This is a genomic window from Thiomonas sp. FB-6 (assembly GCF_000377645.1).
Classification (GTDB): domain Bacteria; phylum Pseudomonadota; class Gammaproteobacteria; order Burkholderiales; family Burkholderiaceae_C; genus Thiomonas_A.
The window spans coordinates 330,801-354,281 of the sequence record NZ_KB898471.1; the positions used below are offsets into that span (position 1 = coordinate 330,801).

At 70.9% G+C, this 23,481-nt stretch carries 18 protein-coding genes; 1 reads left to right on the forward strand and 17 read right to left on the reverse strand.

The window, feature by feature from the left end; translation table 11 throughout:
- Nucleotides 1-116: 116 nt before the first annotated feature.
- Genes D466_RS23745 through D466_RS0101640 form a run of 8 tightly spaced genes read right to left on the reverse strand, consistent with a single transcriptional unit; the run spans nt 117 to nt 9,250 of the window.
- The gene (locus D466_RS23745; protein WP_018911942.1) at nt 117-1,544 is read right to left on the reverse strand and encodes a hypothetical protein; all 1,428 of its coding nucleotides are present in this window, start codon (nt 1,542-1,544) and stop codon (nt 117-119) included.
- Nucleotides 1,541-2,725, reverse strand: coding sequence for a hypothetical protein (locus D466_RS0101610; protein WP_018911943.1), 1,185 nt, complete (start codon nt 2,723-2,725; stop codon nt 1,541-1,543). Before D466_RS0101610 ends, D466_RS23745 begins: the two co-directional genes overlap by 4 nt.
- Complete coding sequence (locus tag D466_RS0101615; RefSeq protein ID WP_018911944.1) at nt 2,715-3,350, reverse strand: HAD-IB family hydrolase; 636 nt, start codon at nt 3,348-3,350, stop codon at nt 2,715-2,717. Before D466_RS0101615 ends, D466_RS0101610 begins: the two co-directional genes overlap by 11 nt.
- On the reverse strand, nt 3,347-4,102 hold the full coding sequence (locus D466_RS0101620) for an SDR family oxidoreductase (RefSeq protein WP_018911945.1): 756 nt from the start codon (nt 4,100-4,102) through the stop codon (nt 3,347-3,349). The genes D466_RS0101615 and D466_RS0101620 overlap by 4 nt, the downstream gene beginning before the upstream one ends.
- On the reverse strand, nt 4,099-5,406 hold the full coding sequence (locus tag D466_RS0101625) for an FAD-binding oxidoreductase (protein ID WP_018911946.1): 1,308 nt from the start codon (nt 5,404-5,406) through the stop codon (nt 4,099-4,101). The genes D466_RS0101620 and D466_RS0101625 overlap by 4 nt, the downstream gene beginning before the upstream one ends.
- A complete protein-coding gene (locus tag D466_RS0101630; RefSeq protein WP_018911947.1) occupies nt 5,403-6,356 on the reverse strand; it encodes a lysylphosphatidylglycerol synthase transmembrane domain-containing protein in 954 nt (317 codons plus the stop codon). Before D466_RS0101630 ends, D466_RS0101625 begins: the two co-directional genes overlap by 4 nt.
- Nucleotides 6,353-7,225, reverse strand: coding sequence for a decaprenyl-phosphate phosphoribosyltransferase (locus D466_RS0101635; protein ID WP_018911948.1), 873 nt, complete (start codon nt 7,223-7,225; stop codon nt 6,353-6,355). The genes D466_RS0101630 and D466_RS0101635 overlap by 4 nt, the downstream gene beginning before the upstream one ends.
- Before the next feature lie 48 nt (nt 7,226-7,273).
- Complete coding sequence (locus D466_RS0101640; RefSeq protein ID WP_018911949.1) at nt 7,274-9,250, reverse strand: FAD-binding monooxygenase; 1,977 nt, start codon at nt 9,248-9,250, stop codon at nt 7,274-7,276.
- A 176-nt stretch (nt 9,251-9,426) separates the two neighbouring features.
- Here D466_RS0101640 and D466_RS20215 point away from each other — a divergent pair, with 176 nt between their 5' ends.
- Nucleotides 9,427-10,173: an IclR family transcriptional regulator gene (locus D466_RS20215; RefSeq protein ID WP_018911950.1), complete on the forward strand. Its 747-nt coding sequence runs from the start codon at nt 9,427-9,429 to the stop codon at nt 10,171-10,173.
- A 13-nt stretch (nt 10,174-10,186) separates the two neighbouring features.
- Here D466_RS20215 and D466_RS0101650 read toward each other — a convergent pair whose 3' ends face one another.
- From D466_RS0101650 to D466_RS0101690, 9 genes are all read right to left on the reverse strand, one after another.
- A complete protein-coding gene (locus D466_RS0101650) occupies nt 10,187-11,515 on the reverse strand; it encodes a type II toxin-antitoxin system HipA family toxin (protein WP_018911951.1) in 1,329 nt (442 codons plus the stop codon).
- Nucleotides 11,515-11,832, reverse strand: coding sequence for a hypothetical protein (locus tag D466_RS0101655; protein WP_018911952.1), 318 nt, complete (start codon nt 11,830-11,832; stop codon nt 11,515-11,517). The genes D466_RS0101650 and D466_RS0101655 overlap by 1 nt, the downstream gene beginning before the upstream one ends.
- A 282-nt stretch (nt 11,833-12,114) precedes the next feature.
- The gene (locus tag D466_RS0101660) at nt 12,115-13,032 is read right to left on the reverse strand and encodes a transglutaminase family protein (protein ID WP_018911953.1); all 918 of its coding nucleotides are present in this window, start codon (nt 13,030-13,032) and stop codon (nt 12,115-12,117) included.
- Nucleotides 13,033-13,044: 12 nt separating this feature from the next.
- Nucleotides 13,045-15,591, reverse strand: a complete 2,547-nt coding sequence (locus tag D466_RS0101665) for a circularly permuted type 2 ATP-grasp protein (RefSeq protein WP_018911954.1) — start codon at nt 15,589-15,591, stop codon at nt 13,045-13,047.
- 22 nt (nt 15,592-15,613) lie between these two features.
- The gene (locus D466_RS0101670; protein ID WP_018911955.1) at nt 15,614-18,985 is read right to left on the reverse strand and encodes a DUF2126 domain-containing protein; all 3,372 of its coding nucleotides are present in this window, start codon (nt 18,983-18,985) and stop codon (nt 15,614-15,616) included.
- 74 nt (nt 18,986-19,059) lie between these two features.
- Nucleotides 19,060-20,010, reverse strand: coding sequence for an alpha-E domain-containing protein (locus D466_RS0101675; RefSeq protein WP_018911956.1), 951 nt, complete (start codon nt 20,008-20,010; stop codon nt 19,060-19,062).
- 68 nt (nt 20,011-20,078) lie between these two features.
- A complete protein-coding gene (locus D466_RS0101680) occupies nt 20,079-21,500 on the reverse strand; it encodes a circularly permuted type 2 ATP-grasp protein (RefSeq protein WP_026284772.1) in 1,422 nt (473 codons plus the stop codon).
- A 285-nt stretch (nt 21,501-21,785) separates the two neighbouring features.
- Nucleotides 21,786-23,108: a type II toxin-antitoxin system HipA family toxin gene (locus tag D466_RS0101685; protein WP_026284773.1), complete on the reverse strand. Its 1,323-nt coding sequence runs from the start codon at nt 23,106-23,108 to the stop codon at nt 21,786-21,788.
- A 5-nt stretch (nt 23,109-23,113) separates the two neighbouring features.
- Nucleotides 23,114-23,380, reverse strand: coding sequence for a helix-turn-helix domain-containing protein (locus D466_RS0101690; protein WP_196803397.1), 267 nt, complete (start codon nt 23,378-23,380; stop codon nt 23,114-23,116).
- Nucleotides 23,381-23,481 lie beyond the last annotated feature (101 nt).

Below are 23,481 nucleotides of genomic sequence, written 5' to 3' on the forward strand. Positions count from 1 at the left end.
CCAGGGGCCTTGAGCCCGGCAAGCTGGAAGGGGAACGGCGGGGGCTCGACCTCGCGGGCGCGGCACGCGTCAGCGTGCGGCCCGGGCCGGGCTGGCAGAAGAGCCTGGGTACGGCTCTACGAGCGGCGTCGCGCGCCGCGGCCGCCGGCGTCGAAGCCCACGAAGCACAGGTAGAGGATCACCGGCGCGAAGAACCACAGCGAACTGAGATGCTTCTCGATCTCGTAGTAGCCGTCGCCCAGCACGCAGAAAATCGGCGCCCCGACGAAGAAGTAGCCCGCGAGCAGCGCAGCGGGCAGGCTCCGGCGACGGGCCGCCATCAGCAGCGCGGCGGCGAATGCGCCCAGCAGCCCATAGCCCAGGCGCGCGAGGACGATTTCGTCCACGGCGCGGAACCAGGACCACCCATCGGAGGGCCTGGAGGCATCGGTCCGGATGTAGGAGAGGTCGTAATCGAAGCGCGTGGCCACCACCAGCGGCGACCACAGGTAGCCCGGCAGTGCGGCGGGATGGCTCGCGAAATGGCCCAGGACCTGAGCGAAGCGGCCGCGCTGCACGATCTCGCGGAATCGCGCCTTGTCGGCCGGAGTGCCCGCGGCGGCGATCACCGAGAGCTCGTAGCCGGTCATCCAGTAGGTCGTCCCCATCAGATCCGCGTCCCGCGCCGGAAGGGACTCGGGCTTGCCCAGCGATTTCGGCATTTGCGCGTAGAAGTAGCTGCGCATGGCATCGAAGCTTCGGGGCGGTGCCTCGGCAACCCCCATCGAAGACCAGCCTATGCCGCTGTAGTAGCGGTTGTAGTCGTTCGGCGTACGGTAGTTGGAGCCGTCCTGGACCTGGAAGGACAGGCCCGCCGTCACCGCGATGCCGAGCAGCGAGGCAGCCACCCAGAGGCCTTTTCGCGGGTACGCATGCAGGCACAGCACGGCCAGCGCGACCGGGACGATGAACACGTTCTCCACCTTGGAGCTCAGCAGCAGGCAGGTGGCCACGACGAACAGCCCCGGCCGGCCCTCGCGAAGCGCGAGCAGGCCGCCGAAGAACCAGGGCAGCAAGGCCAGGGTGGTGGCTTCCTGGTAGAAGGACTTGAAGTAAAAGCCGTACAGCGCCCCCATCAGGATCACCAGGGCCAGGGTCAGCTCGTCGGCCCGCGTCCTGCAGGCCTTCGCGGCCGTGAAACAGCCCCCGAGGAAGATGCCACACAGGGCGATGAAGATCAACGGAGTCCAATAGACATGGGATCCCCAGGCCAGCTGCAGGAGCAGCCCCAGGTGGACCAGCAGGGCCAGCAACGAGCTCGGAGCGGCGCCCTTGGCGCTCAGCGGGTAGCTCGGCTGCAGCGGCTGCCAGCCCATGGCGACGAAATGCCCGCTGGGGCAGATGCGCCACCAGTCGCCGGTGTTGATCATGGGCCCGTAGCCCAGGGTCACGGCGGCCACGGTGAGCAGCGCCAGGCCCAGCAGCGCCGCGATGCGCGCGGGGCGGCCGGCGCCGCCGGCGCGAGGGCCCTCCAGGGACACGAAGGGAGGCGGCGTCCTGTTCATCCGTGCAAGCCCAGCAGCACGCGGGAAATCGTGTATCCGAGGAAAAAGTTCAGCCCGACGTGGGGAATATGCCAGAGGGTGTTGAATACGAGCATGCCTGCCAGGCGCAAGCGCCTCGCTACGCCTCGCATCGTCCCCGGCCCGGCTTTCCGTGCAGGCCGCACCGGTACCGCGACGCCCGGCAGGAAGGACAACAGGAACAGCGAGATCAGCTCCAGGTCGAGGAAGCGGCCCCAGTCCACCGCCACCGCGCACAAGGTGAGGGAGCCCAGCAGGCTTGCCGAGACCAGCAGGCGCGGCCATCCGTCGCGCAGCAGCGCGCCGATCGATGCGCGGACCGGCCAGAAGGTGAGCAGGGACAGCAAGGTGACGACCGGATAGACGACCAGATAGCGTTGCGCGCCGATCGCGTGCAGGACCTGGCCGAAGCCGAGCCGCGCGTCGCTGCCGAGGAAGGCGATGGCACCGTCGTGGCAGTCGGGCACCGCGTAGGGCCCCCATGCATGGCAGATGGTCAGCAGCTGCCGCGGATCGACCCGGCTCCAATGCAGCGCGGCGAGCGTGGCGAGCGCCGAAGGGAGCGAGAGCAGGACCGCGCGCCCGAGGCGCGAGCGCCGATCCGGCGCATCCCACAGCAGCACGAGCAGGATCAGGGGCCAGACCACCACCAGCATCTCGTGGCTCAGGACCACGGCCGGGAACAGCAGCCCGGAGACCAGGGCCGTGATCGCGGGCGGGATGCGGCCCTGGCGGCGGCGCAGCCAGACCAGCCAGGCCAGCAGGGGATAGACCAGGATCTCCTTGCGGAATCCGCCGTGCGGGTCGTAGATGTGGAACAGAAAGATCGCCGGGGAGAAGACCAGCAGCGCGTAGCGCCCGGGTTCGGGCGCCTCGGCCAGCAGGCGGTAGGCGAACAAAAAGAAGATGCCGTAGCAGGCCAGCTGGAACACCGTCATCGCCAGCGTGGGAGGAAGCTGCGTGGTGTGCCAGAGCCACAGGAAGCCCTGCCCCAGCAAGCCCCTGCGGATGAAGCCGCCGGAGTAGTTGATCATCCAGTCGCCGCTGCGCCAGGGATAGGCCCGCTGCCAGGAGTCCAGGCCTTCGTAGGCGGTCAGCGCGAAGACCAGCAGCAGGAACAGCCGCAGGATGGCGATGAATGCGCCTCTTCGCTCAGGGAACACGCACCAGCTCCCGCCGGGTCTGGAAAAAGCCCAGTCGCGCCATGGCCAGCATTTCCCGGTCGCCGCGGCTGTCTCCGTAGCCCACCGCCAGGGCCTCGCCGCCGAGCAGGCGCTCCAGGCGCAGCGCCTTTTGCGGCCCGTAGCAGTTGCCGCCGACCAGGGTGCCGTCGGCCAGGCCGGCGGGGTCGAAGCCCAGCTCACTGCCCAGCACCTCGTGAAAGCCCTGCGCCAGGGCCCACGGCCGGGTGTACAGGCTCAGGGACGCGGTGACCAGCACGCAACGGTGACCGGCCCGCAGGTGCTCGCGCAGCCGCTCCATCATCGCGGGGCGCAGCAGCGGCCGCACGCCCTCGGCGGCGAAGCGCTCGCCCTGCGCCAGCAGCTGCTCGCGGGAGCGCCCGCCCAGGGTCCTGCGCAACACCCTCAGCTTCGCGGCCTCGTTCGAGAGCAGGCGCGCCGCGTAGGCGGCCAGCCAGGGCGACTCCAGGGCGAGCGCGGCCGCCAGGGCGGGTGCGCCCAGCACCTGGTGCAGGAAGGGCAGCAGGCTGTCCCTGCGGGTGAGGGTACCGTCGAAATCGAAGGCCACCCAGCTGCCCGGGGCCAGCTCGGGAATGGCCGCGCTCACAGTTTCATGCGCTTGAACACCCGCTCGGGCACATGCTGGATGATGAGCAGGATCCAGCGCCAGAACCAGGGGGTGTAGAGCACGTCCCGGCGCCGCCGCATGGCGCGCACGATGTCCGCGGCCACGCGGTCCGGGCTGGCCCACAGCAGGCCCTTGCGGGTGAAGGACGCCGTCATGGGGGTGTCCACGAAACCCGGCTTGACCGTCAGCACGTGCACGCCGCGGGCAGCCAGGCGGTTGCGCAGGCCCTGCAGGAACAAGGCCAGCATGCCCTTGGCCGCGCCGTAGACGTAGTTGCTCTGGCGCCCGCGGTCGCCGGCCACCGAGCCGATGGCCACGATCTGCCCATGGCCCTGGGCCTGCAGGCGTTGCGCCGCCAGCGCCGCCAGCGCGACGGCGCTGATGCCGTTGGTGTGGATCTGCGCCAGCATGGCCGGGACCGAGGCCTCGCACTCGGCCTGGTCGGGCAGCGAGCCGTGCGCGATGATCACCGTGTCGATGCCGCCCAGGGCGGCCTGCGCGGCGTCGAACAGGGCCGCGTGGTCCTCGACGCGGTCCAGGTCGGCCTGCATGCCGGCCGCGGCCTGGCCCGGGCCTGCGCGCACGCGCAGGTCGTCGAGCAGGGCCTGCAGCTTGTCGGGGTTGCGCCCGACCAGGTACAGCTGGCAGCCCTGCTGCTGCAGCCTGCGCGCCACGGCCTGGGCGATCGCCGACGTGGCCCCGAAGATCAGTACGTTCTGCGCGAAACTCACTTGGCGACCCGCCTCCAGAAATCGGATGAGAAACCCGGGTCGACGAACCCGGCGAACTGCTCCCAGCGCGCGAAGGAGCCGCGGAACATGCGCGGCGGCATGCGCGCGTCCTTGGCAGGGTACAAGGCTCCGCCCGCCTCGGCCACCACCGCGTCGAGTTCCTCGAACAGGCGCAGGGTGCTGGCGCCGCGGTTGGGAAAGTCCAGCGCCAGGGTCGCGCCGGGGCGCGCGAAGGACAGCATGCCCAGGCTCGGCCTGTCGCCGAAGGTCTTGAGCACGGCGAGGAAGGAGCCCTCGCCGCTGCGGGAGATGCGCTGCAGCAGCGCGTCGATGCCCTCGCGCATGCTCGACGGCGGCAGCACGCACTGGTACTGGTAGAAGCCCCGGCGCCCGTAGATGCGGTTCCAGTTCGCGATCGCGTCCAGCGGGTAGAAATACGGCAGGTAGTGCGACAGCGCCGTGCCCTCGCGCGCACGGTGCCAGTACAGGGTGTTGAAGGCGCGCAGGCTCAGTCCGTTGACCAGCGAGACCGGCGGATCCACGGGCATCGAGCGCCGCCGCTCCTTCCAGCCCGGAAGCTGCGCCTGCGCCGCCGCGTGGCGCGCCGCCATGAACACCCCGCGCCCGCGGCGCGCGCCCTGGGCCAGGCAGTCGATCCAGGCCACCGTGTAGGGCCAGGCAGCCTCCGCCGCGGCGTTGAGCTCCCAGAAGGCGCCGAGATCCTGGAAGCGCGTGGTGCGTACCGTCATGAAGGCATTGGCCACCGGCTGCAGCTCGATCTCGGCCCAGGTGATCAGCCCGGTCAGGCCCAGGCCGCCCACCGTGGCGGCGAACAGCTCGGGGTGCTCCCCGGGGCCGCAGACCACGCGCTCGCCCGTGCTGCGCAGCAGTTCCAGGCGCCGGAGGTGGTGCGCGAAGCTTCCCGCCGCGTGGTGGTTCTTGCCGTGCACGTCGTTGGCGATCGCGCCGCCCACCGTGACCTCGCGGGTGCCCGGGGTCACGGCGAGGAACCAGCCCATGGGCAGGCACAGCTCGAGGATCTGGCGCAAGGTCACGCCGGCCTCGCAGCGCAGCAGGCCGGCGGCGCGGTCCAGCGCGATGAATCGGTCCAGGCCGGTGGTGCGCAGCAGCACGCCGCCGGAGTTCAGGCAGACGTCGCCGTAACTGCGCCCCATGCCGTGCGCCAGCACCGGAACTCCCGGCGTGCCCATGAGCAGGGCGCGCGCGTCGGCGCGGTCGCACAGGCTGCGAAGCTCCCGCGGCGCCGAGGGGCAGACCCTGCCCCAGGACGACGGCGCGCTCACGCCTCGAGCCCCCGGCGCTGCTGCGCGGACAAGGCGACCAGCCCGAGCCCCACCGCGAACCACAGGGTCGCCATGCGGATCAGCACGGTGGCGGCTGCCGAATCGGCGAAGGAGGCCTTCTGGAACATCAGCAGCGCCACCATGGCCGCCTCGGCGCCGCCCAGGCCGCCGGGCAGCACGCTGAGCGCGCCGGCGAGCATGGACACCGCGTAGACGAAGACCGCGTAGCGCAGGCTCACGTCGATGCCCAGCCAATGGGTGATCCAGGAGAAGGCCACCGCCTCCGCGGCCCAGGCCAGGACCCCGAGCGCCGTGGCGGTCAGCACGAGCCGCGGGCCGTGGCAACGCCGCGCCTGGAGCAGCAGGCGCGCGACGTGCGACAGCAGGGCGCCGAGCCGGCCGCCCAGGCGCTCGCCGCGGCGCTCCAGCCAGGCCAGCCCGACGCCGCGGGCCAGCAGCACCAGCCCGAGGGCGATGAGGGCGAAGCCCAGCAGCACGGCCCCGCGCAGTCGCGGGTACAGGCTCAGCCCGGCGAGCGCCAGCAGCAGCACCGCGATCAGGTCGGACAGGCGCTCGCTGAACAGCGCCGCCAGGCTGTCGTGGTAATCCACGCCCAGGGGCTTGAGAAACACCGAGCGCAGCGCCTCGCCGGCCTTGCCGGGGGTGGTGGTCAGCGCGAATCCCGACAGGTAGATGCGCAGGTGCGCGCGCCAGGGCAGCCGATGGCCCAGCACCCGCAGATAGGCCTGCCAGCGCGTGAAGCGCAACCCATAGTTCAGGCAGGACATCATCAGCACCGCGGCGATGCCCGGCGCGCCGATGCGCACGACCGCGTGGACGAAGGCACCCCAGCCGCTGGCCAGCGAAACCAGCAGGTAGCCCGCCGCCGCGACCAGCACCGAGGCGAGCAGCGCCTTGAACCGCCAGCCGGAGATCAGCGCGGAGCTCAACGCAGCACCACCGCCGTGACGGCCAGCCAACCCAGCCCGGTGGCGATCAGGTGCGGGTCGCGCAGCAGGTCCCTGGCCGTGTCGTTGCCTGCCGCGCGGTGGTGCAGCAGGAACAGGTAGCGGAACATGCCGTAGACCACGAAGGGCAGGGTGTAGATCAGGGCGTCGGTGCCATGCGCGCGAACGGTGTCGGCGCTGACGCTGTAGATGCCGTAGCTGAGGATGGAACAGGCGGCGCTGATGCCGGTGAGCTGGTCCAGCACCACCGGGCTGTAGTCGTCCAGCACCCGGCGCACGCTGGCCTTGTCCGTCTTCCCGGCAGTCTCCAGCGCCAGCAGTTCGGCCCGGCGCTTGGCGAAGCCCAGGAACAGCGTGAGCATCAGCCCGGTGAGCAGCAGCCAGTTCGACGGCGCGATCCCGACCCCGGTGGTGCCGGCCAGGATGCGAAGCATGAACCCCGCCGAGATGATGAACACGTCCAGGATCACGACGTGCTTGAGTCCCCTGGAATAGGCCAGGTTGATCGCCAGGTACAGCGCGATGAGCGCCGGCGCCTTCCATCCGACCACGGAAGACAGCGCGAAAGCCACGGCGGCCAGCACCGCCGCGATGCCCCAGCCCTGGGGCAGGGAAATGGCGCCGCTGGCGATCGGGCGCCGGCACTTGGTCGGATGCTGGCGGTCGGTCTCGCGGTCGAAGATGTCGTTGACCGTGTACACGCAACTGGCCGCCGCGCAGAACGCGAGGAACACCCACAGGGTGGCGAGCGCGGTGCGCAGGTCGTGCACCGGAGAAAACAGGAAGCCTACCCAGACGAATCCATTCTTGAGGTACTGGTGCGGCCGCAGCAGGCGCAGGATCGTCTTCATGGTCAGGATGGGACTGCAGGCATGTGGCGCCGGAACATGGCGGCCATCCTAACCGGAGCAGGGTGTCGCGGGGCCGGGCCCGGCCTCCGAGCGGAGCATGAACCCGGCGAAGAACTCCGCCAGCTCCTCGTGCCCGTCCAGCGGCAGCACCAGCGCCACGTATTGGTCCGGACGAACGACCACCAGCGCGCCGCGCTCGCGGTCGATGCCGCGCAGGGCGTAGATGTCCTCGCCCTCGCGCAGTCCGGAGCTGAACACCTTCTCGTAGTCGCGCAGGCCGTGGCGCCCCTTGCACGGAAGCAGCAACGGCGGCAGCGAGCCCAGGTCCACGTCGCGGTGGCTGCCCGGGAAGACCGCCCGCAGGTCGAACACCGCGTCGAGGTCGGCCCCGCGCGGCGTGTAGCGGCGCAGCGGCGAGGCCTGCGCCCCGTCCAGGAATTCGCACAGGCCGCGCAGCCCGCCGCGCGCCTGCGCGCGGTCCCGCTCGCCGGCGAAGGCATACAGGCGCCAGCGCCCGTCCGCGGCCGCGACATGCCCGAGCTGCAGCGGCCGGGCATCGGCCACGCGCACCACCGGGGCCGAATGAAAGCGCCTGCCGGGCTCGAAGCCCCGGGCCAGGCCCTGGTGGCGCGCGTCGCCGCAGATGAGCGAGGGCGCGTAGCGCGTGCCGAAGCCCGCGGTGAAACGCCCGTGCTGCTGGAAATAGGCCTTGAAGGCCTCCGGGTCGACGCCTTCGGCGGCGGCCTCGCCGGCGACAGTGTCCAGGCGGGCGCGGTCGCTGAACATGCGCGCCCAGGCGCGGTCGAAGTCGATGAGCTGCTGCGCCACCACCTGGCGCTCGGCCGAGTAGCTGTGCAGCAGCGCGGGGTCGCACTGGCCGCGCAGCACGGCGGCGAGTTTCCAGCCCAGGTTGAAACTATCCTGCATGGAGAAATTCATGCCCTGGCCGGCCTTGGGGCTGTGGGTGTGGCAGGCGTCGCCGGCGATGAACACCCGCGGCGCGGGCGTGTCCGGGGCCGCGGGATCCCCGGCCACGTCGTCGTAGCGTGCGCAGATGCGCTGGCCGATTTCGTACACCGACCACCACGGCACTTCCTTCACCTCCAGGGTGTACGGATGCAGGATGCGCCGCGCCGCCTCGATCAGGCGCTGCGGCGTGATGTTGCGCCCGGTAACGCGTTCGCCCTCGCCGAGCTTGTCCATCTCCACGTACAGGCGCACCAGGTAGCCGCCCTCGCGCGGGATCACCAGCAGGTTGCCGGCCTCGGCCGACTGCACCGCCACCTTGTGGCGGATGTCGGGGAAGTCGGTCACGGCCAGCAGGTCCATCACGCCCCAGGCCTGGTTGGCGGAATCCCCCACCAGTTCGCGGCCGATGGCCCGGCGCACCGCGCTGCGCGCACCGTCGCAGCCCACCACGTAGCGCGCGCGCAGGGTCTCGATCTGCCCGGCGTGCTCCGGGTCGGTGCGCTCCACGCGCACGCTCACCGGGTAGTCGCCGGCCTCGCGGTCCACCACCAGGTCCACCACCCGGCGCGCATAGTGCGGCTGCAGGCGCGCCGGCGCGCGCGCCATGGCTTCGAGGTAGAAGTCGTGCACCCGCGCCTGGTTGAGCACCACGTGCGGGAACTCCGACAAACCGTCCTCGGTGTCCTGCACCCGGCCGTGGCGCACGATGCGCCGGGGGTCGGCTGCGTCGGGCTTCCAGAAGGTGACCTCCTGGATCCAGCAGGCTTCCTCGAGCACGCGCTCGGCGAACCCGAAGGCCTGGAACATCTCCAGGGTGCGGCAGGCGATGCCGTCGGCCTGGCCGAGCTGCAAGGGCCCGTCCCGGGACTCGACCAGGCAGGTGCGGATGTCGCCGAAGGCGGCCAGCTGCGCGGCCAGGGTCAGCCCGGCCGGCCCGGCGCCGACGATGAGCACGTCGGTCCGCGGGGGCAGCGCGTCGCCATGGGCGAGGGCCAGCGGCGAGGCCGGCGCCACGCGCGGGTCGCCCGGCACGAATCCTTGAACATGGAACTGCATTCGTCTTCTCCGCGAGTGGGGGATGGGCCGGGGCTCGCCGCCCGCTCGCGCGGCGGGGGCGCTCCGCGGCCGCCACGCATGTTCCCCGCCTCCCCCGCCCGCTGGGCGCCTGATTCGCGGATTCTGCGAAAATCTTCACACACTCGCGTCCTGGCGCCACGGCGCCGCAACCGGCCATGTCCCGCACCCTGAAGGTCCTGCAGGTGCTGCGCCTGTACGACGAGCAGCACCCGGTGCTGCGCGCCGGCGACATCGCGGGCGGGCTGGGCGTGTCCCTGGCCACCGCCTACCGCTGCATCGAGGACCTGGAATCCGCCGGCCTGCTGGAATGCATCGCCAGCGGCCTGTACGGCCTGGGACCGGCGATCGTCGAGATGGACCGCCAGATCCGCATCGCCGACCCCCTGATCGCCGCAGCCTCCGACATCGCGCGCACCCTGTGCGAGCGCACGCGCGGCACCATCCTGCTGTGCCGCCTGCACGGCCTGAAGGTGATCTGCGTGCACAGCGTCGCGGGCAGTTCGGCGCCGCCGGTGGTGGGCTACGAGCGCGGGCGGGCCATGCCCCTGCATCGCGGCGCACCCTCCCGCGCCATCCTGGCGCATGTTCCCGCCCCCACGCTGCAGCGCCTGGTCGACGAGAACGCCGCGGAGCTGCGCCGCGCCGGGTGGCCCACCCGCCTGCCCGAGCTGCACCAGCAGCTGCAGGCCATGCGCGGCCAGGGCGTGCTGGTCTCGGTGGCCGAGGTGGACGAAGGGGCGCACGGCTGGGCCGTGCCCCTGTTCGCCGGCCGCCAGCTCATCGGCAGTCTCAGCGTGGTGCGCGCCGGCGCGGGCATCGCGCCCGGCGAGCACGGCCGCATCGGCGAGCTCCTGCGCCGCGCGGCCCTGCGCATCGAGGCGCGGCTGGAGGATGTGAAGTGAAGGGAAGGCGCGCTCAGGGTTCGAAGCGGCCGCGCCTCGAAAATGCTCCGCCACGCCTGGGCCGTACCGCGAGCGCCTCGTAGCTCGACGGTTCGAAGTTCTCTCGCTGCGAGCGCAACGGGTCCGCGTCGATCCGCTCAGCCAGGCACTCGATGTCGCGGCCGCTGACGCCAGCCGCCACGAAGTGCTCGCGCCAGCCGTTGACCGCGCGGACGACCTGCGCGAGCTCTTGAGCGGCTTGTCCGGCCGTCAGGCCGAACGCGTCGCACTGCGACATCGCGTTCGCGAGGGTCGACTCCTGCCCCGCCGAACCACAGACGAATTCCTGGAAGCCCTGGCCGGAGTTCGTCGGCAGGACGTCAAAGGCCGGCGCCAGCTTCAGGCGCCCGTGTTCGCGAGGACTGAGCACCAGCAGGGCATGGTTCTTCTCGTGGTCGTCCGTGTTGTCGATGAGGATGTTGAACACCATCCGCCGGAAAAGCTCGCGTGCATCTCGCAGGTGGGTGTCGTTGCTCGAAACGCCCGTGCGGCGAAGAATGCGAGCCAGGGCCGGGTAGCCCATCTCGGGCTCGGCGCCACTGGCCGTGGCGGCGCGGATCGCCGTGCCCGCGGAGATGCAGTGGATCCGGATTCCGGGGCTTCGGTCAAAGCGGCGCACCGCCACGGCATGGCCGTCCCGCAAGCGGATGAGCTGGGTGTCGGCCGTGGTGATGCCCGCTTTCCGGGCCAGGGTCATCGACGCATGCTCGATCAAGGGGGTGTCGACGGGCTCGTTGTTGAAGAACTTGATGACCCACTCGTGGCCGCCCATCTCGATCAGCGCCTTGGGCTTGGCGCCACCGAGGGGGCTGCCACCCCCCGAAATCATCCGCGCCTCGAGTTCGGACAGGGGTTGCGCGGCCTCGATCTTCGCCACGACTTCGCTGAGCCGCTGGACGTCGGCCAGGCGCGGCAGCGGACCTCCGGCGCGCGGGCTGTAGGCGGCCTCGGAAGTCGAGACCCCGAGCGCGCCGAAGCGCTCGTCACCGGCGTAGTACAGGTACTCCATCAGGGAAACGCGCTTCGGCTTGTCCACGAAGCGGATCACCTTTTCGCCCCAGCGATCAGGACGTGCATCGTCGACGGCGCCGACGGCCCGCGCCTCACCCTCCTGGCGGCCGGGAGGCATGTGCTCGGTATCGACCAGCGGCAGGTCCTCGCTGAGAGGGAAGCCCGCCTTCAGCCATTCCTGACCGTAGCGCAGGGAAACACCCTTTCCGGCGGCCACCAGCTTCAGGACGCCCACGTATCGCGGCGCGGCCGGATCCGCGAGGTACCAGAGGTGGAGCGTGTCGTGTCGCATCAGCCTGGCGGGCTCTGCCTGCGCAGGCGAGCTTCGGCGGATGCCAGGGCGCGGGCCCTTCCCAGGTCGAGCGCCGCGCGCACATCCATCTCGATCGCGCCCCGATCGAATTCCGGAGCCGCGAGATTCCCGAGCTCCGCGTCGCGCTGGAGCAACCACAGGGCCGAGGCGACGATGCCGAGGCTGACGGTCGGGTCGCCGGACTCCAGGCGCAGCAGCGTCGGCACGGTCACGCCCATGCGCTTGGCCCAGGTCTTCAGCGACTCCTTGCGCCGCAGCCGGGCCACGGCCAGGTCTGCACCGAGCTTTTCGAGCACCGCGATCGTGGATGGCGGCAGCTGTTGAATGGCACGAGCTGGTTTCGGCATACAAATACAGTATAGCTTTCTTGGCTACTTCGAACAATTCTATTTGCCTATCCGCGCCAAAAGCGCGCCCGACGAGCGCGTGCTCGGGAGTTCAGCAGGCGAGAGGAATCCCCGGCTGGGCTGCATCCCAGTCGCTGGAGTCACTCGCGCCGGCACGCCGACCACGATGGCGAAGGGGGCCGAGTTGGGCTGAGCAGGCCTGGAAGCCGCCCTCGCGAACGCCACCGAAACTCAGCGGCTTTCCGGGCTGACGTTGACCGCGACGTGCAGCGCGTGGCGGCCGCCGCCGCGGATGACTCCGCGCAGCGGCGACACGTCGGCGAAGTCGCGGCCCACGGCGACGCGCACGTAATCGGCCGCGGGGCGGCGGTCGTTGGTGGGGTCGAACTCGACCCAGCCGTTGGCCGGGCACCACACCGAAACCCAGGCGTGCGAGGCGTCGGCTCCCACCAGGGCCTGCTCGCCGGGGCGCGGCCGCGAGCGCAGATAGCCACTGACGTAGCGTGCCGCCAGGCCCAGGCTGCGCAGCGCCGAAAGCATGACGTGGGCGTAGTCCTGGCACACGCCGTGGCGCAGTTCCAGCGCCTGCGGCGCGCGGGTGTGGGCCTCGGTGCTGTCGGGGTCGTAGGTGAATTCGGCGTGGATGCGGCGCATCAGGTCGTGCGCCGCATCGAGCAGCGGGCGCCCAGGTGGGAAGCTGGGCGCGGCGAATGCGGCGGCCGCGTCGAACACGGGCGAGAAATCGCTGCCGAAGCTGAACTCCTCGGCCGGCTCGCTGGGGCGACCGGCGTGGTAGCGAAGCCGTCCGCGCACCTGCTCCCAGGCCGGGCTGGCCGTCCAGTCGGGCTGCGCGGGAGCCTGTACGCGCACGAGACTGACGGCGCGCACGGTCAGGGTGTCGTGGGGCGCGTAGTACGCGAAGAACAGGCGCTCGTTGCCGTAGGCATCGAGGTCACGGGCGAGGTGCTCGGGGCGCGGCTCGATGTCGCATTGGTAGGCCTCGCAATGCTGCACCCCTTCCAGGCTCAGCGGGCGCAGCTGTGCCAGGTGGTGCGCGAGCTCCACCGCGGACTCGTAGTCGTAGCGCGTCTCGTGCTGCACGCGGTACAGCACGCTGGCATCGCTTCCGGTGGAGTCGGCGGAGGACATGGGTGCCGGCTCTCAGTACACGCCCAGCGAGCGGTCGGCCGCCAGCGCGTGCGCGAAGTAGCGCCGGCTGATCTCGTCGGCGAGGCGACAGCCGCCCTCGACCGCCTGGGCCAGGCTTCGCTCCAGCCAGGCGTGGCGCTGGTCCGCGCCGCAGCTGCACAGCTCGGGCAGTTGCCACAGCTCGGGGTCGGGGGCCAGGGCCAGCAGCTCGTCGATGTCGGAGCGCTTGCCCGGCAGCTTGGCCAGGCGCGCGCGCAGGGTCTGCGTGACCCAGCCCAGGCTGCGCGGGTTCTCGCGGTCCAGCATCAGCAGGTCGAGCAGCGGCGGGATCTCCAGGCGCCTCTGGTACAGCGCGCGGTAGGTGATGGTGCTGTCGAACAGCTCGAGCAACTGGTTGAAGGCGTCCTCGGCGTACACCGCACCGGTCTCGAAGGCCGTGCCCAGCGCTTGCCCGAGCAGGCCCAGGCGCTCGATGTGGCGGCCGATGCTCAGCAGGCGCCAGCCGTCGTCGCGGGTCATGCGGTCGGTCTGCGCGCCGGTGATCGCGCCGAGCAGCTGGGCCAGCTGCTCCAGCCCGCGCAAGGCGTCGGCCGCCGTCGCTTCGCCCCGGCGCGGGGTCAGGCGCAGCGCGGTGGCCGCGGCGATCCACTGGCGGTGGTCGCTGCCCAGGCGTTCGCGCACCTGGGAGGCGGAGCGCCCCAGGGACTGCAGGTTGAAGGGCAGGCCCAGGCAGGGCTCGCCGCTGCCGAGGCCGGCGACGATGGCGCGCCCGAATCCCGCGGGGTCTCGCGCCAGCGGCTCGGCGGCCACGGGCACGAGGCCGCCGGCGCGGCACCAGCGGTCGAGCATGTCGCCGCGACCGCCCTCCAGGTCGTCGTCGTCGATGATGGCGCGCAGCGCCAGTCGCGCCAGCTGCGTGGCATGCTCGGCGCGCTCGCAGTAGCGCCCCAGCCAGAACAGGTTCTCGGCGGCGCGGCTGGTGACCACGCGGTGGCGTTCGACCAGGTCCTGCGGACGGATCGGGGCCGGCAGCAGGGTGGAGCGGTCGACCGCGTCGCGGGTGATCACCCAGGCGTCCTGGCTGCCGCCGCCGGCCTGCATGGACACCGTGTTGCCGCCCGGCGAGGCCGTGCGCACCAGTCCGCCGGGAATCACGCGCCAGCCGCCGGCTCCGTCGGACAGCGCATACACCCGCAGCATGGCCGCGCGCGCGTGCATGCGCCCTTCGCTCCAAACCGGCACCTGCGGCAGCGGCAGGTACTGCTGCAAGGTGGTCTGCTCGGGCTTGCGCAGCACGCGCGCGCGCCAGGCCTCGAGCTCGGCGGGGCCGAGCCCGGCCATCACGGTGGCCTCGAAATCGCATTGCGCGTGCACCGGCTTGACCACCCATTCCGTCAGGCGCTGCAGCGGCGCCTCGCACACGCCCTGCTCACCGCACCACCAGGTCGGCAGCGAGGGCAGTCGCAGGGGCTGGCCGAGCAGGGCCTCGCACAGCTTGGGCATGAAGCCCTGCAGCGCCGGAGACTCCAGGAAGCCGGCGCCCAGCGCATTTGCCAGCAGCACCTTGCCCGCACGCACGGCCTGCAGCAGGCCGGGCACGCCGAGCATCGAGTCCGGGCGCAGCTCCAGCGGGTCGCAGAAACTGTCGTCGAGGCGGCGCAGCATGGCATGCACCGGCTCCAGGCCGCGCACGGTCTTCAGGAACAGCCGGTCCTCGCGTACGGTCAGGTCGCTGCCCTCGGCCAGGGTGATGCCCAGGTAGCGCGCGAGGTAGACCTGTTCGAAATAGGTTTGGCTGTAGGGTCCGGGGGTGAGCAGCACGATGCGCGCGTCACCGTCGCCCGGTGCCAGGCGCTGCACCGTGTCCATCAGCAGGCGGTAGCTGGCCGCCAGGCGCTGCACCCGCAGCGCCGCGAAGGCCTGCGGAAACAGCCTGGAGATGAGCAGGCGGTTCTGCAGCAGGTAGCCCAGGCCCGACGGGGCCTGCACCCGCTGGTTGACCACCCGCCACTCCCCGTCGGGCCCGCGGGCGAGGTCGAAGGCGGCGATGTGCAGCCACACCGAGCCCGCCGGACGGTGACCCTGCACGGCACGCAGGTAGCCGGGGTGGCCCTGCACCAGCGCGGCCGGCAGCAGGCCCTGGCGCAGCACGCGCTGTTCGCCGCTGTACACGTCGTCGAGCACCGCGTTGAGCAGCGCGGCGCGCTGCCCGACGCCGGCCGCGATGCGCGCCCAGGCCGGGGGGTCGATGATCAGCGGGAACAGATCCAGCGACCAGCTTCGGCTGGCCTGATCGGAGTCCGCGTGCACGTTGTAGCTGACGCCGTCTTCCAGGATCTGCTGCTGCAGGCTGCGCTGGCGGCGCTCCAGTCCGTCGAAGCCTTCGCTGCCCAGCAGCTCGAAAAAGCGCTGCCAGCTGGGGGCCAGGTCGCCGCCGCGCTGGCCGTCGGAGACACGGCCGCGCAGTTCGTCCCAATGGCCGGCGCGCGCCGCCGCGGCGAGCTCACGCGCCAGCGCGCCGGGTGCTTCACCCGCCAACGAGGAGAACAGACCGCCCATGCTGTGATTGTGACACGCCGTGTCAGGGCCGCCGCAGGTCCAGGGTCATCGGGAACTCCAGGCCGGGCCGGGCCGGCGCCACGCGCATCGGCCCCGGCGTGTGCCCGATGCGGAAGAACCGCGCCAGGCGCCGGCTCTCGGCCTCGTAGGCGTTGACCGGCAGGGTTTCGTAGCTGCGCCCGCCGGGATGCGCCACGTGGTACTGGCAGCCGCCCAGCGAGCGCTCCATCCAGTTGTCCACGAGGTCCACGGTCAGCGGCGCGTGCACCCCGATGCTCGGGTGCAGGGCCGACGCGGGCCGCCACGCGCGGTAGCGCACGCCGCAGACGAACTCGCCGGCGCGCCCGGTGGGATGCAGGGGCAGCGCACGGCCGTTGACCGTCACCACGTGGCGGCTGTCGACCAGGCCGCGGGCCTTGATCTCGATGCGCTCGAGCGAGGAGTCGACGTAGCGCGCCGTGCCGCCCGCCGCACCTTCCTCGCCCATGACGTGCCAGGGCTCCAGCGCCAGCCGCAGCTCGAGCTCGATGCCGGCGACCGCAAGCTGGCCGAGCGCCGGGAAGCGGAACTCGAAATGCGGTGCGAACCACGCGGCGTCGAAGCCGAAGCCGGCATCCTGGAGTTCGCGCAGCACGTCGTCGAAATCCATGGCCACGAAGCTGGGCAGCAGGAAGCGGTCGTGCAGCGCGGTGCCCCAGCGCTGCAGCGGCACCTCGTAGGGGCAGGCCCAGAAACGCGCCACCAGGGCGCGCAGCAGCAGTTGCTGCACCACGCTCATGCGCGCGTGCGGGGGCATCTCGAAGGCGCGCAACTCGAGCAGCCCCAGGCGCCCGGTGGCGCTGTCCGGGTTGTACAGCTTGTCGATGCAGAACTCGGCGCGGTGGGTGTTGCCGGTGACGTCGATCAGGATGTTGCGAAGCGTGCGGTCGACCAGCCACGGCGGCGCCGGCTCACCCAGGCGCTCGCGCGCGGCGCGCAGCTCGCCCAGCGCGATCTCCAGCTCGCGCACCTGGTCGTTGCGCGCCTCGTCGATGCGCGGGGCCTGGCTGCTCGGGCCGATGAACAGGCCGCTGAACAGGTAGCTCAGCGAAGGATGGTTGTGCCAGTACGCCAGCAGGCTGGCCAGCAGGTCCGGGCGCCGCAGGAAGGGGCTGTCCTGCGGCGTGGCGCCGCCCAGCACCACATGGTTGCCGCCGCCAGTGCCCGTGTGGCGTCCGTCCAGCATGAACTTCTCGGCCCCCAGGCGGGTCTCGAAGGCGGCCTGGTAGAGGAACTCGGTCTGGTCGACCAGCTGCTTCCAGTCGCGGGCCGGATGGATATTGACCTCGATCACCCCGGGGTCGGGGGTGACCTGCAGGATTTCCAGGCGGGGATCGCGCGGCGGCGGGTAGCCCTCGAGCACCAGCTTGACGCGCAGGCGCCGGGCCGTGGCCTCCACCGCGGCGAGAAGCTCCAGGTAATCGTCCACCTCGGCCAGCGGGGGCAGGAATACGTAGAGGATTCCCGCGCGCGCCTCCACGCACAGCGCGGTGCGCAGGGTCGACGCCGCCGACTGTCCGCGCGCGGGCGGGCCGCCGACGGCGCCCCCTCGCGGTGCGCCTTCGCCGGCACCAGGCACCACGCTGGTGCGGTCGTCCCCCTCCCGGTGCCCGGGCGCGGGCTGTGCGTACTGCGCGCGCAGCCGTGCGGCCTCGGCCAGCGGCGCGCGCGGCGCGAAGGGGTCGGGCGAGAGATCCGGTTGCCGGTCGGCCGGCGTGGCCCACGGCAGGCTGTCCAGCGGCAGGCGCCAGCCCATCGCCGAGTCGCCCGGGACCAGGTACATGCGAGCGTCGCGGAACAACCACGGCCTGGACGCCCATTGCGGCCCGCGCAAGCCGGGGCCGGCCGCCTCGCGCCGCAGCGGCAGCGCGTAGCCCACGACGCTGCGCAGTCCGCGCCCGAACACCCGCCGCAGGCGCTCGCGCTCGAGCTCGTCGTCGAGCCGGGCGTCGAAGGGGTCCACGTTGAGCGGCAGCCGGCGCTCGCGCCACAGGTAGTACCAGGTGTCCTCGTAGCCCTCGCACACGTGCGCCGGCTCCACGCCCAGGGCGTCGACCAGCGCGAGCATGAACATGTGCGCCTGCTCGGTGCTGCTGGTGCCCGGCTCGCGCTCGTCGGCGAACAGCGAGGGGTCGTGCCAGCAGGGCTGGCCGTCGCGGCGCCACACGGCCGACAGGGCCCAGCGCGGCAGCTGCTCGCCCGGGTACCACTTGCCCTGGCCGAAGTGCAGGAAGCCTCCGTGGCTGTAGCGCCCTGCCAGGCGCGTGATCAAGGCGCCGGCATAGCCGCGCTTGGTGGGGCCCAGCGCCTCGGTGTTCCACTCGGCCGCGTCACGGTCCACCGTGGCCACGAAGGTGGGCTCGCCTCCCTGGGTCAGGCGCACGTCGCCGTCGACCAGCGCCCGGTCCACCCGCGCGCCCAGCTCGATCACCCCCTGCCATTGGGCGTCGGTGTACGGCCGCGTGACCCGCGGGGACTCCAGCAGGCGCAGCACCTGCATGCTGTGTTCGAACTCGACCTCGCATTCGTCGAGCAGGCCCTCCACCGGCGCGGCCGAAGCCGGATTCGGAGTGCAGGCCAGCGGAATGTGGCCTTCGCCGGCGAACAGCCCGGAGGTCGGATCGAGCCCGATCCAGCCGGCGCCAGGCAGGTAGACCTCGCACCAGGCGTGCAGGTCGGTGAAGTCCCGCTCGGCGCCGCTGGGCCCGTCCAGCGCCTTCACGTCGGGCACGAGCTGGATCAGATAGCCCGACACGAAGCGCGCGGCCAGCCCGAGGTGGCGCAGCGCCTGCACCAGCAGCCAGCCGGTGTCGCGGCAGGAGCCGGAGCCCAGCTCCAGCGTGCGCTCGGGGGTCTGCACCCCGGGCTCCATGCGGATCAGGTAGCGGATGTCGTGCTGCAGGCGCTGGTTGAGCTCGACCAGGAAGTCCACGATGCGCCGCGGACGCCGGTCGATGGAGTCGAGCAGCTGGCGCAGCCGCGGGGTCAGCGGCCCGGCGGCCAGGTACGGCGCCAGGTCGGCGGCGAGCTGCTCACCGTAGGCGAAGGGATAGTGCTCGGCGCTGGGCTCGAGAAAAAAGTCGAAGGGGTTGTACACCGCCATCTCGGCCACCAGGTCCACGGTGACCTCCAGCGCCCTCGCCCGCTCGGGGAAGGTCACTCGCGCCAGGTAGTTGGAGAAGGGATCCTGCTGCCAGTTGATGAAATGCCCCGCCGGCTCGATGCGCTGGCTGTAGGCCAGGATCGGGGTTCGCGCGTGCGGCGCCGGGCGCAGCCTGATGACGTGCGGCGCCAGGTTCACCGCGCGGTCGAAGCGGTAGCGGGTGACGTGGGTGAGGGCTACGTGGATGGACATGCGGCACCTGCGCGCGGAAGGGTCGGAGGAAGGCGGAGATCACGACGGCATCGACCGCGGGCGGCGGTGCGGCCTCAGGCGGCGAGGAAGTCCTGGCTGATGGCGCTGCCCAGCTCGTTGACGCGCCACAGGAAGTCGGTCAGGTAGGCATGCAGCCCGGTGGACATGATGTCCTCGATGCGTCCGAACTGCAGTTGTGCGTTGAGCAGCCCGGCTCGGCGCAGCGTCTCGGCCGACTGCGGGTTGGCCACCTTCGACAGGTTGCTGACGATCTCCGACATGCACGCGGCCAGCGAACGCGGCATGTTCGCGCGCAGGATCAGCAGCTCGGCGACCCGCTCGGGGGTGATGGCCTCGCGGTAGCTCTTGCGGTACACCTCGAAGCCCGACACCGAGCGCAGCACGCCGGCCCAGTGGTAGAAATCCAGCTCCTGCCCGCGGTTGCCGGCCGAGCCGTGGAACTCCGAAGCGTGCGTGTGGAACTTCACGTCCAGCAACCGCGCCGTGTTGTCGGCGCGCTCGAGCAGGGTGCCGATGCGCAGGAAGTGGAAGGCCTCGTCGCGCAGCATGGTGCCCGAGGTGACGCCTCGAAGCAGGTGCGAGCGATACTTGACCCACTCGAACAGCACGCTGGGATCGCGCCGCATCCGGGGCTCGGCGGCCAGGCGCTGCAGTTCCAGCCAGGTCTGGTTCACCGTCTCCCAGGCCTCGGTGGTGATGGCGCCGCGCACCGCGCGGGCATTCTCGCGCGCGGCGCGCAGGCAACTGCAGATCGACGAGGGGTTCGCGCTGTCGCGCACCATGAAGGCCAGCACGTTGTCGGCGTTGATGGCGCCGTGACGTGCCTTGAAATCCGCGGTGAGCTCGGAAATGCCCAGCACGCTGGCCCAGCCTTCGCTGCTGGCCTCGGCCGAGGGCTGCAGCAGCGCGGACTGCACGTGCACGTCGAGCATGCGCGCGGTGTTCTCGGCGCGCTCGGTGTAGCGGGCCATCCAGAACAGGTGATCGGCGGTTCGGCTGAGCATGTCGAAGCTTCCGCAAAAAGGGGTTCGGGGTCGCGGTGGCGCAGGCAGTGGCGAATGCGCAGGCGCGCTCAGCGCTCGAGCACCCAGGTGTCCTTGGTGCCGCCGCCCTGCGAGGAATTGACGACCAGCGAGCCCTCGGCCAGCGCGACCCGCGTCAGCCCGCCCGGGGCGATGCTCACCGTCTTGCCCGACAGCACGAAGGGGCGCAGGTCGATGTGGCGCGGTGCGATTCCCGCCTCGACGTAGGTCGGACAGGTGGACAGCGCCAGCGTGGGCTGCGCGATGTACTGCTCGGGATGCGCGCGCAGCTTCTCGGCGAAACTGGCGATCTGCGCGCGCGTGGCTGCCGGCCCGACCAGCATGCCGTAGCCTCCGGCGCCGTGCACCTCCTTGACCACGAGCTCCGGCAGGTGGGCCAGCACGTAGTCCAGGCTTTGCGGGTCGCGGCACAGATGGGTGTGCACGTTGCGCAACAGGGGCCTCTCGCCCAGGTAGAACTCCACCATCGCCGGCACGTAGGGGTAGATCGACTTGTCGTCGGCCACCCCGGTTCCCACCGCGTTGGCCAGAGTCACGTTGCCGGCGCGGTAGGCGGCCATGAGGCCGGCGCAACCCAGCGCCGAGTCGGCGCGGAACACGCGCGGATCGATGAAGTCGTCGTCGATGCGCCGGTAGATCACGTCCACCCGCTGCGGGCCCTGGGTGGTGCGCATGTACACGAAGTCGTCGCGCACGAACAGGTCCTGCCCCTCGACCAGTTCCACCCCCATCTGCTGCGCCAGGAAGGCGTGCTCGAAATACGCCGAGTTGTACATGCCGGGGGTGAGCACGACCACGGTCGGATCGCTCACCCCCTGGGGTGCCACGTCGCGCAACTTCTCCAGCAGCATGTCGGGGTAGCGCGCCACCGGCGCGATGGGGTAGCGGGAGAACAGGTCCGGAAACAGGCGCATCATCATGCGCCGGTTCTCCAGCATGTAGCTCACGCCCGAGGGCACCCGCAGGTTGTCCTCCAGCACGTAGTAGCGCCCCTGGCCGTCGGCGTCGGGCGCGCGCACGATGTCGACCCCGGCGATGTGCGCGTAGACCTGGTGGGGAATGGTCACGCCCATCATCTCGGGGCGGAACTGGCGGTTGCCGAGCACCAGCTCGCGCGGCACGATGCCCGCACGCAGGATGTCCTGCTCGTGGTAGATGTCGTGGATGAAGCGGTTCAACGCAGTCACGCGCTGCACCAGCCCGGCCTCCAGCTCGGCCCATTCGGCTGCCGGGATGATGCGCGGGATCAGGTCGAAGGGGATCAGGCGCTCGGTGCCCGCCTCGTCGCCGTACACGGCGAAGGTGATGCCCACGCGGCGGAAGATCAGCTCGGCCTCCTCCCGCTTGGCCTGCATGGTCTCGACCGGCTGCTGGCGCAGCCAGGCTTCGTACGGCGCGTAGTGGGCGCGCACGCCGCCGCCGCCCTCGCTCATCTCGTCGAATTGGTGCATCGTCGCCTCGTCCATTCCCGCTGCCGGGAGCCGTGCGCCGCTGCGCGGCCCCGCGCAAGACCTAGCAATATCCAGGCCACGCCAGCCCCGCGCCGCGAAGCGCGGGACGCTCAGGGGGCCGGATCCGGTGGCTGCCTGCCGGCTTCGCGGACGATCACGGCTCCCCCTGGAGCGACGGCGCCGGCCTGCCGCTCGCCGCCGCATTTCCTGTCGCCGGCGAAGCCATTATCCGCAGGATACTTGCGCGAGACCAGTGTTCCGTGGCGCGAATTGCTGACGCCCGGCTCAGGACGTGTACAGCTTTTCGCACTGCGCCAGGGCTCCTGCGTGCAGGGCGTCGAACACCGACATGGCGAAGTCGCTCGGCAAATCCTCTCGTACTTGCTCGAAGGCCCGCGGCAACTCGCGCACCAGATTGCACAAGGGATCCTCGAAGTCCGCTCCGAGTTCCAGCCTGCGCGCAGCTTCGTTGAAGTGCCTGCGCTGCAGGCCGCGCATCAGGTAGTGGTTCGACTGGGCGTGCACCGCCATGGCCAGCTTGAGCTTGTTCCAGCTGAAGTGGTGCGCCCCTTTGCCCACGACCGGCCAGGCCGAGAGCACGTCGTACAGCGGCGTGAGCCTGAAGGCGCCGTCAGGCAGCAGGAAGATGCTGAAGTTCTTGCCGTGTCCATCGGGAGCCGCCAGCACCCAGAACAGCACCTGGGCCAGAAAGACCCGGTTGCGGTCCTCCACGGCATGCACGCTTCCGCGCAAGGTCTGGACGATGCGCTGAAGGCTTGGTCCGCCGTTGGTCTCGTACTTGTGGTCGGAGGCGATGCCGTAGACCTGGCAGAAATCCTCCTGCGGCAGCCGGGCCCACCACCCCTCGGCCTGCCAGCGCCGGTCGAAGCGTTCGACGACCAACACTCGATGTCGGCCAAAGCGCTGGATGCTCACGGCCGGCACCGGCAAACCGAGCGCGTTCAGGACCCGATTGCACAACCACTCGTTGTCCACCGAGGTGGTGAAGTCCGCCTGCACGCGGCCGACTTTGCCCACAGGCAGCTTCAGGATGTGCGTCGTGGGCGTGGCCCCCAGGGGCCGGCACCAGCGCTGTTCGTGCCACAACAGCGCCGTCTTGTCCTGCGCTCCCGCCAGGGAGATGCGCAGCTCGTCTTCCTCGTCGTCCGCGACCCAGGACGCGGAGGTCTGGGCCCGGCTGAGCAAGGCCTCCACCTCGCCCTCCCGGAGCGCTTCGCACTGCACGCCGCGCACACCGGAGGGCTCCTGACCTTCGGGCAGCAGTTGCACGGCGCCCACGCAGTCGCGTCCGATGGCCTCCAGCAGCGAGAACTCATCCGCCGTGGCGTGGTGCCTCCGAGCCAGGGCCTTGCGCACGGCCAGGGTGTCGGGCAGAAGGTTGCCGAAATAGTTGGCCACGACTTCGCCGCGATGGGGCCGCTCCTGCAGCGGCAAGGACAGCGACAGGGCGCGCCGTCGCGGGTTTTGCAGCCAGGCCGCGTCATAGAGCAGCTCATGGTCGCGGCGCGCCGTGAGCGTCCAGCGAGCCACGGGCTCGCCGTTCATCCACAGGCGCTGGCTCCGGGAGAGGGAGGGGCGGCCTGCCATGGCACTCACCAGTCCTGCGCGCTGGGGGGGGTGCGCGAGCGCAGGACGAGTTCGACGTCCAGCACCATGAACACGCTGAGCAACTGGTTCAGGGGCACGCGCTGCGGATGATTCTCGATGACGGAGATGCGCTCTTGCGACAGCCCCAGCCGCGTTCCCATCTCGGACTGGGACCAGCCTTGCTGCTTGCGCAGGGCTTTCAGCGTGCTGCTCAGGTGCTCGGCTGTGCGCAGCACGGTCTCGAAACGTTCAGAGGAGGAAGGGGCAGGCACGGCATTCTCCATCGCGAATATTTTCACGATATTCTTTATGGCGAATATGGTCAAGATATGCGCATGACGAATAACTGAAAAGTATTCGCGCTGCTCCTTGT

Coding starts and splice junctions, on each gene's coding strand:
- D466_RS23745 (WP_018911942.1), bottom strand. CDS start 1,544: ATGAACAGGACGCCGCCTCCCTTCGTGTCCCTGGAGGGCCCTCGCGCC.
- D466_RS0101635 (WP_018911948.1), bottom strand. CDS start 7,225: ATGAAGACGATCCTGCGCCTGCTGCGGCCGCACCAGTACCTCAAGAAT.
- D466_RS0101640 (WP_018911949.1), bottom strand. CDS start 9,250: ATGCAGTTCCATGTTCAAGGATTCGTGCCGGGCGACCCGCGCGTGGCG.
- D466_RS20215 (WP_018911950.1), top strand. CDS start 9,427: ATGTCCCGCACCCTGAAGGTCCTGCAGGTGCTGCGCCTGTACGACGAG.
- D466_RS0101650 (WP_018911951.1), bottom strand. CDS start 11,515: ATGCGACACGACACGCTCCACCTCTGGTACCTCGCGGATCCGGCCGCG.
- D466_RS0101660 (WP_018911953.1), bottom strand. CDS start 13,032: ATGTCCTCCGCCGACTCCACCGGAAGCGATGCCAGCGTGCTGTACCGC.
- D466_RS0101665 (WP_018911954.1), bottom strand. CDS start 15,591: ATGGGCGGTCTGTTCTCCTCGTTGGCGGGTGAAGCACCCGGCGCGCTG.
- D466_RS0101670 (WP_018911955.1), bottom strand. CDS start 18,985: ATGTCCATCCACGTAGCCCTCACCCACGTCACCCGCTACCGCTTCGAC.
- D466_RS0101675 (WP_018911956.1), bottom strand. CDS start 20,010: ATGCTCAGCCGAACCGCCGATCACCTGTTCTGGATGGCCCGCTACACC.
- D466_RS0101680 (WP_026284772.1), bottom strand. CDS start 21,500: ATGCACCAATTCGACGAGATGAGCGAGGGCGGCGGCGGCGTGCGCGCC.
- D466_RS0101685 (WP_026284773.1), bottom strand. CDS start 23,108: ATGGCAGGCCGCCCCTCCCTCTCCCGGAGCCAGCGCCTGTGGATGAAC.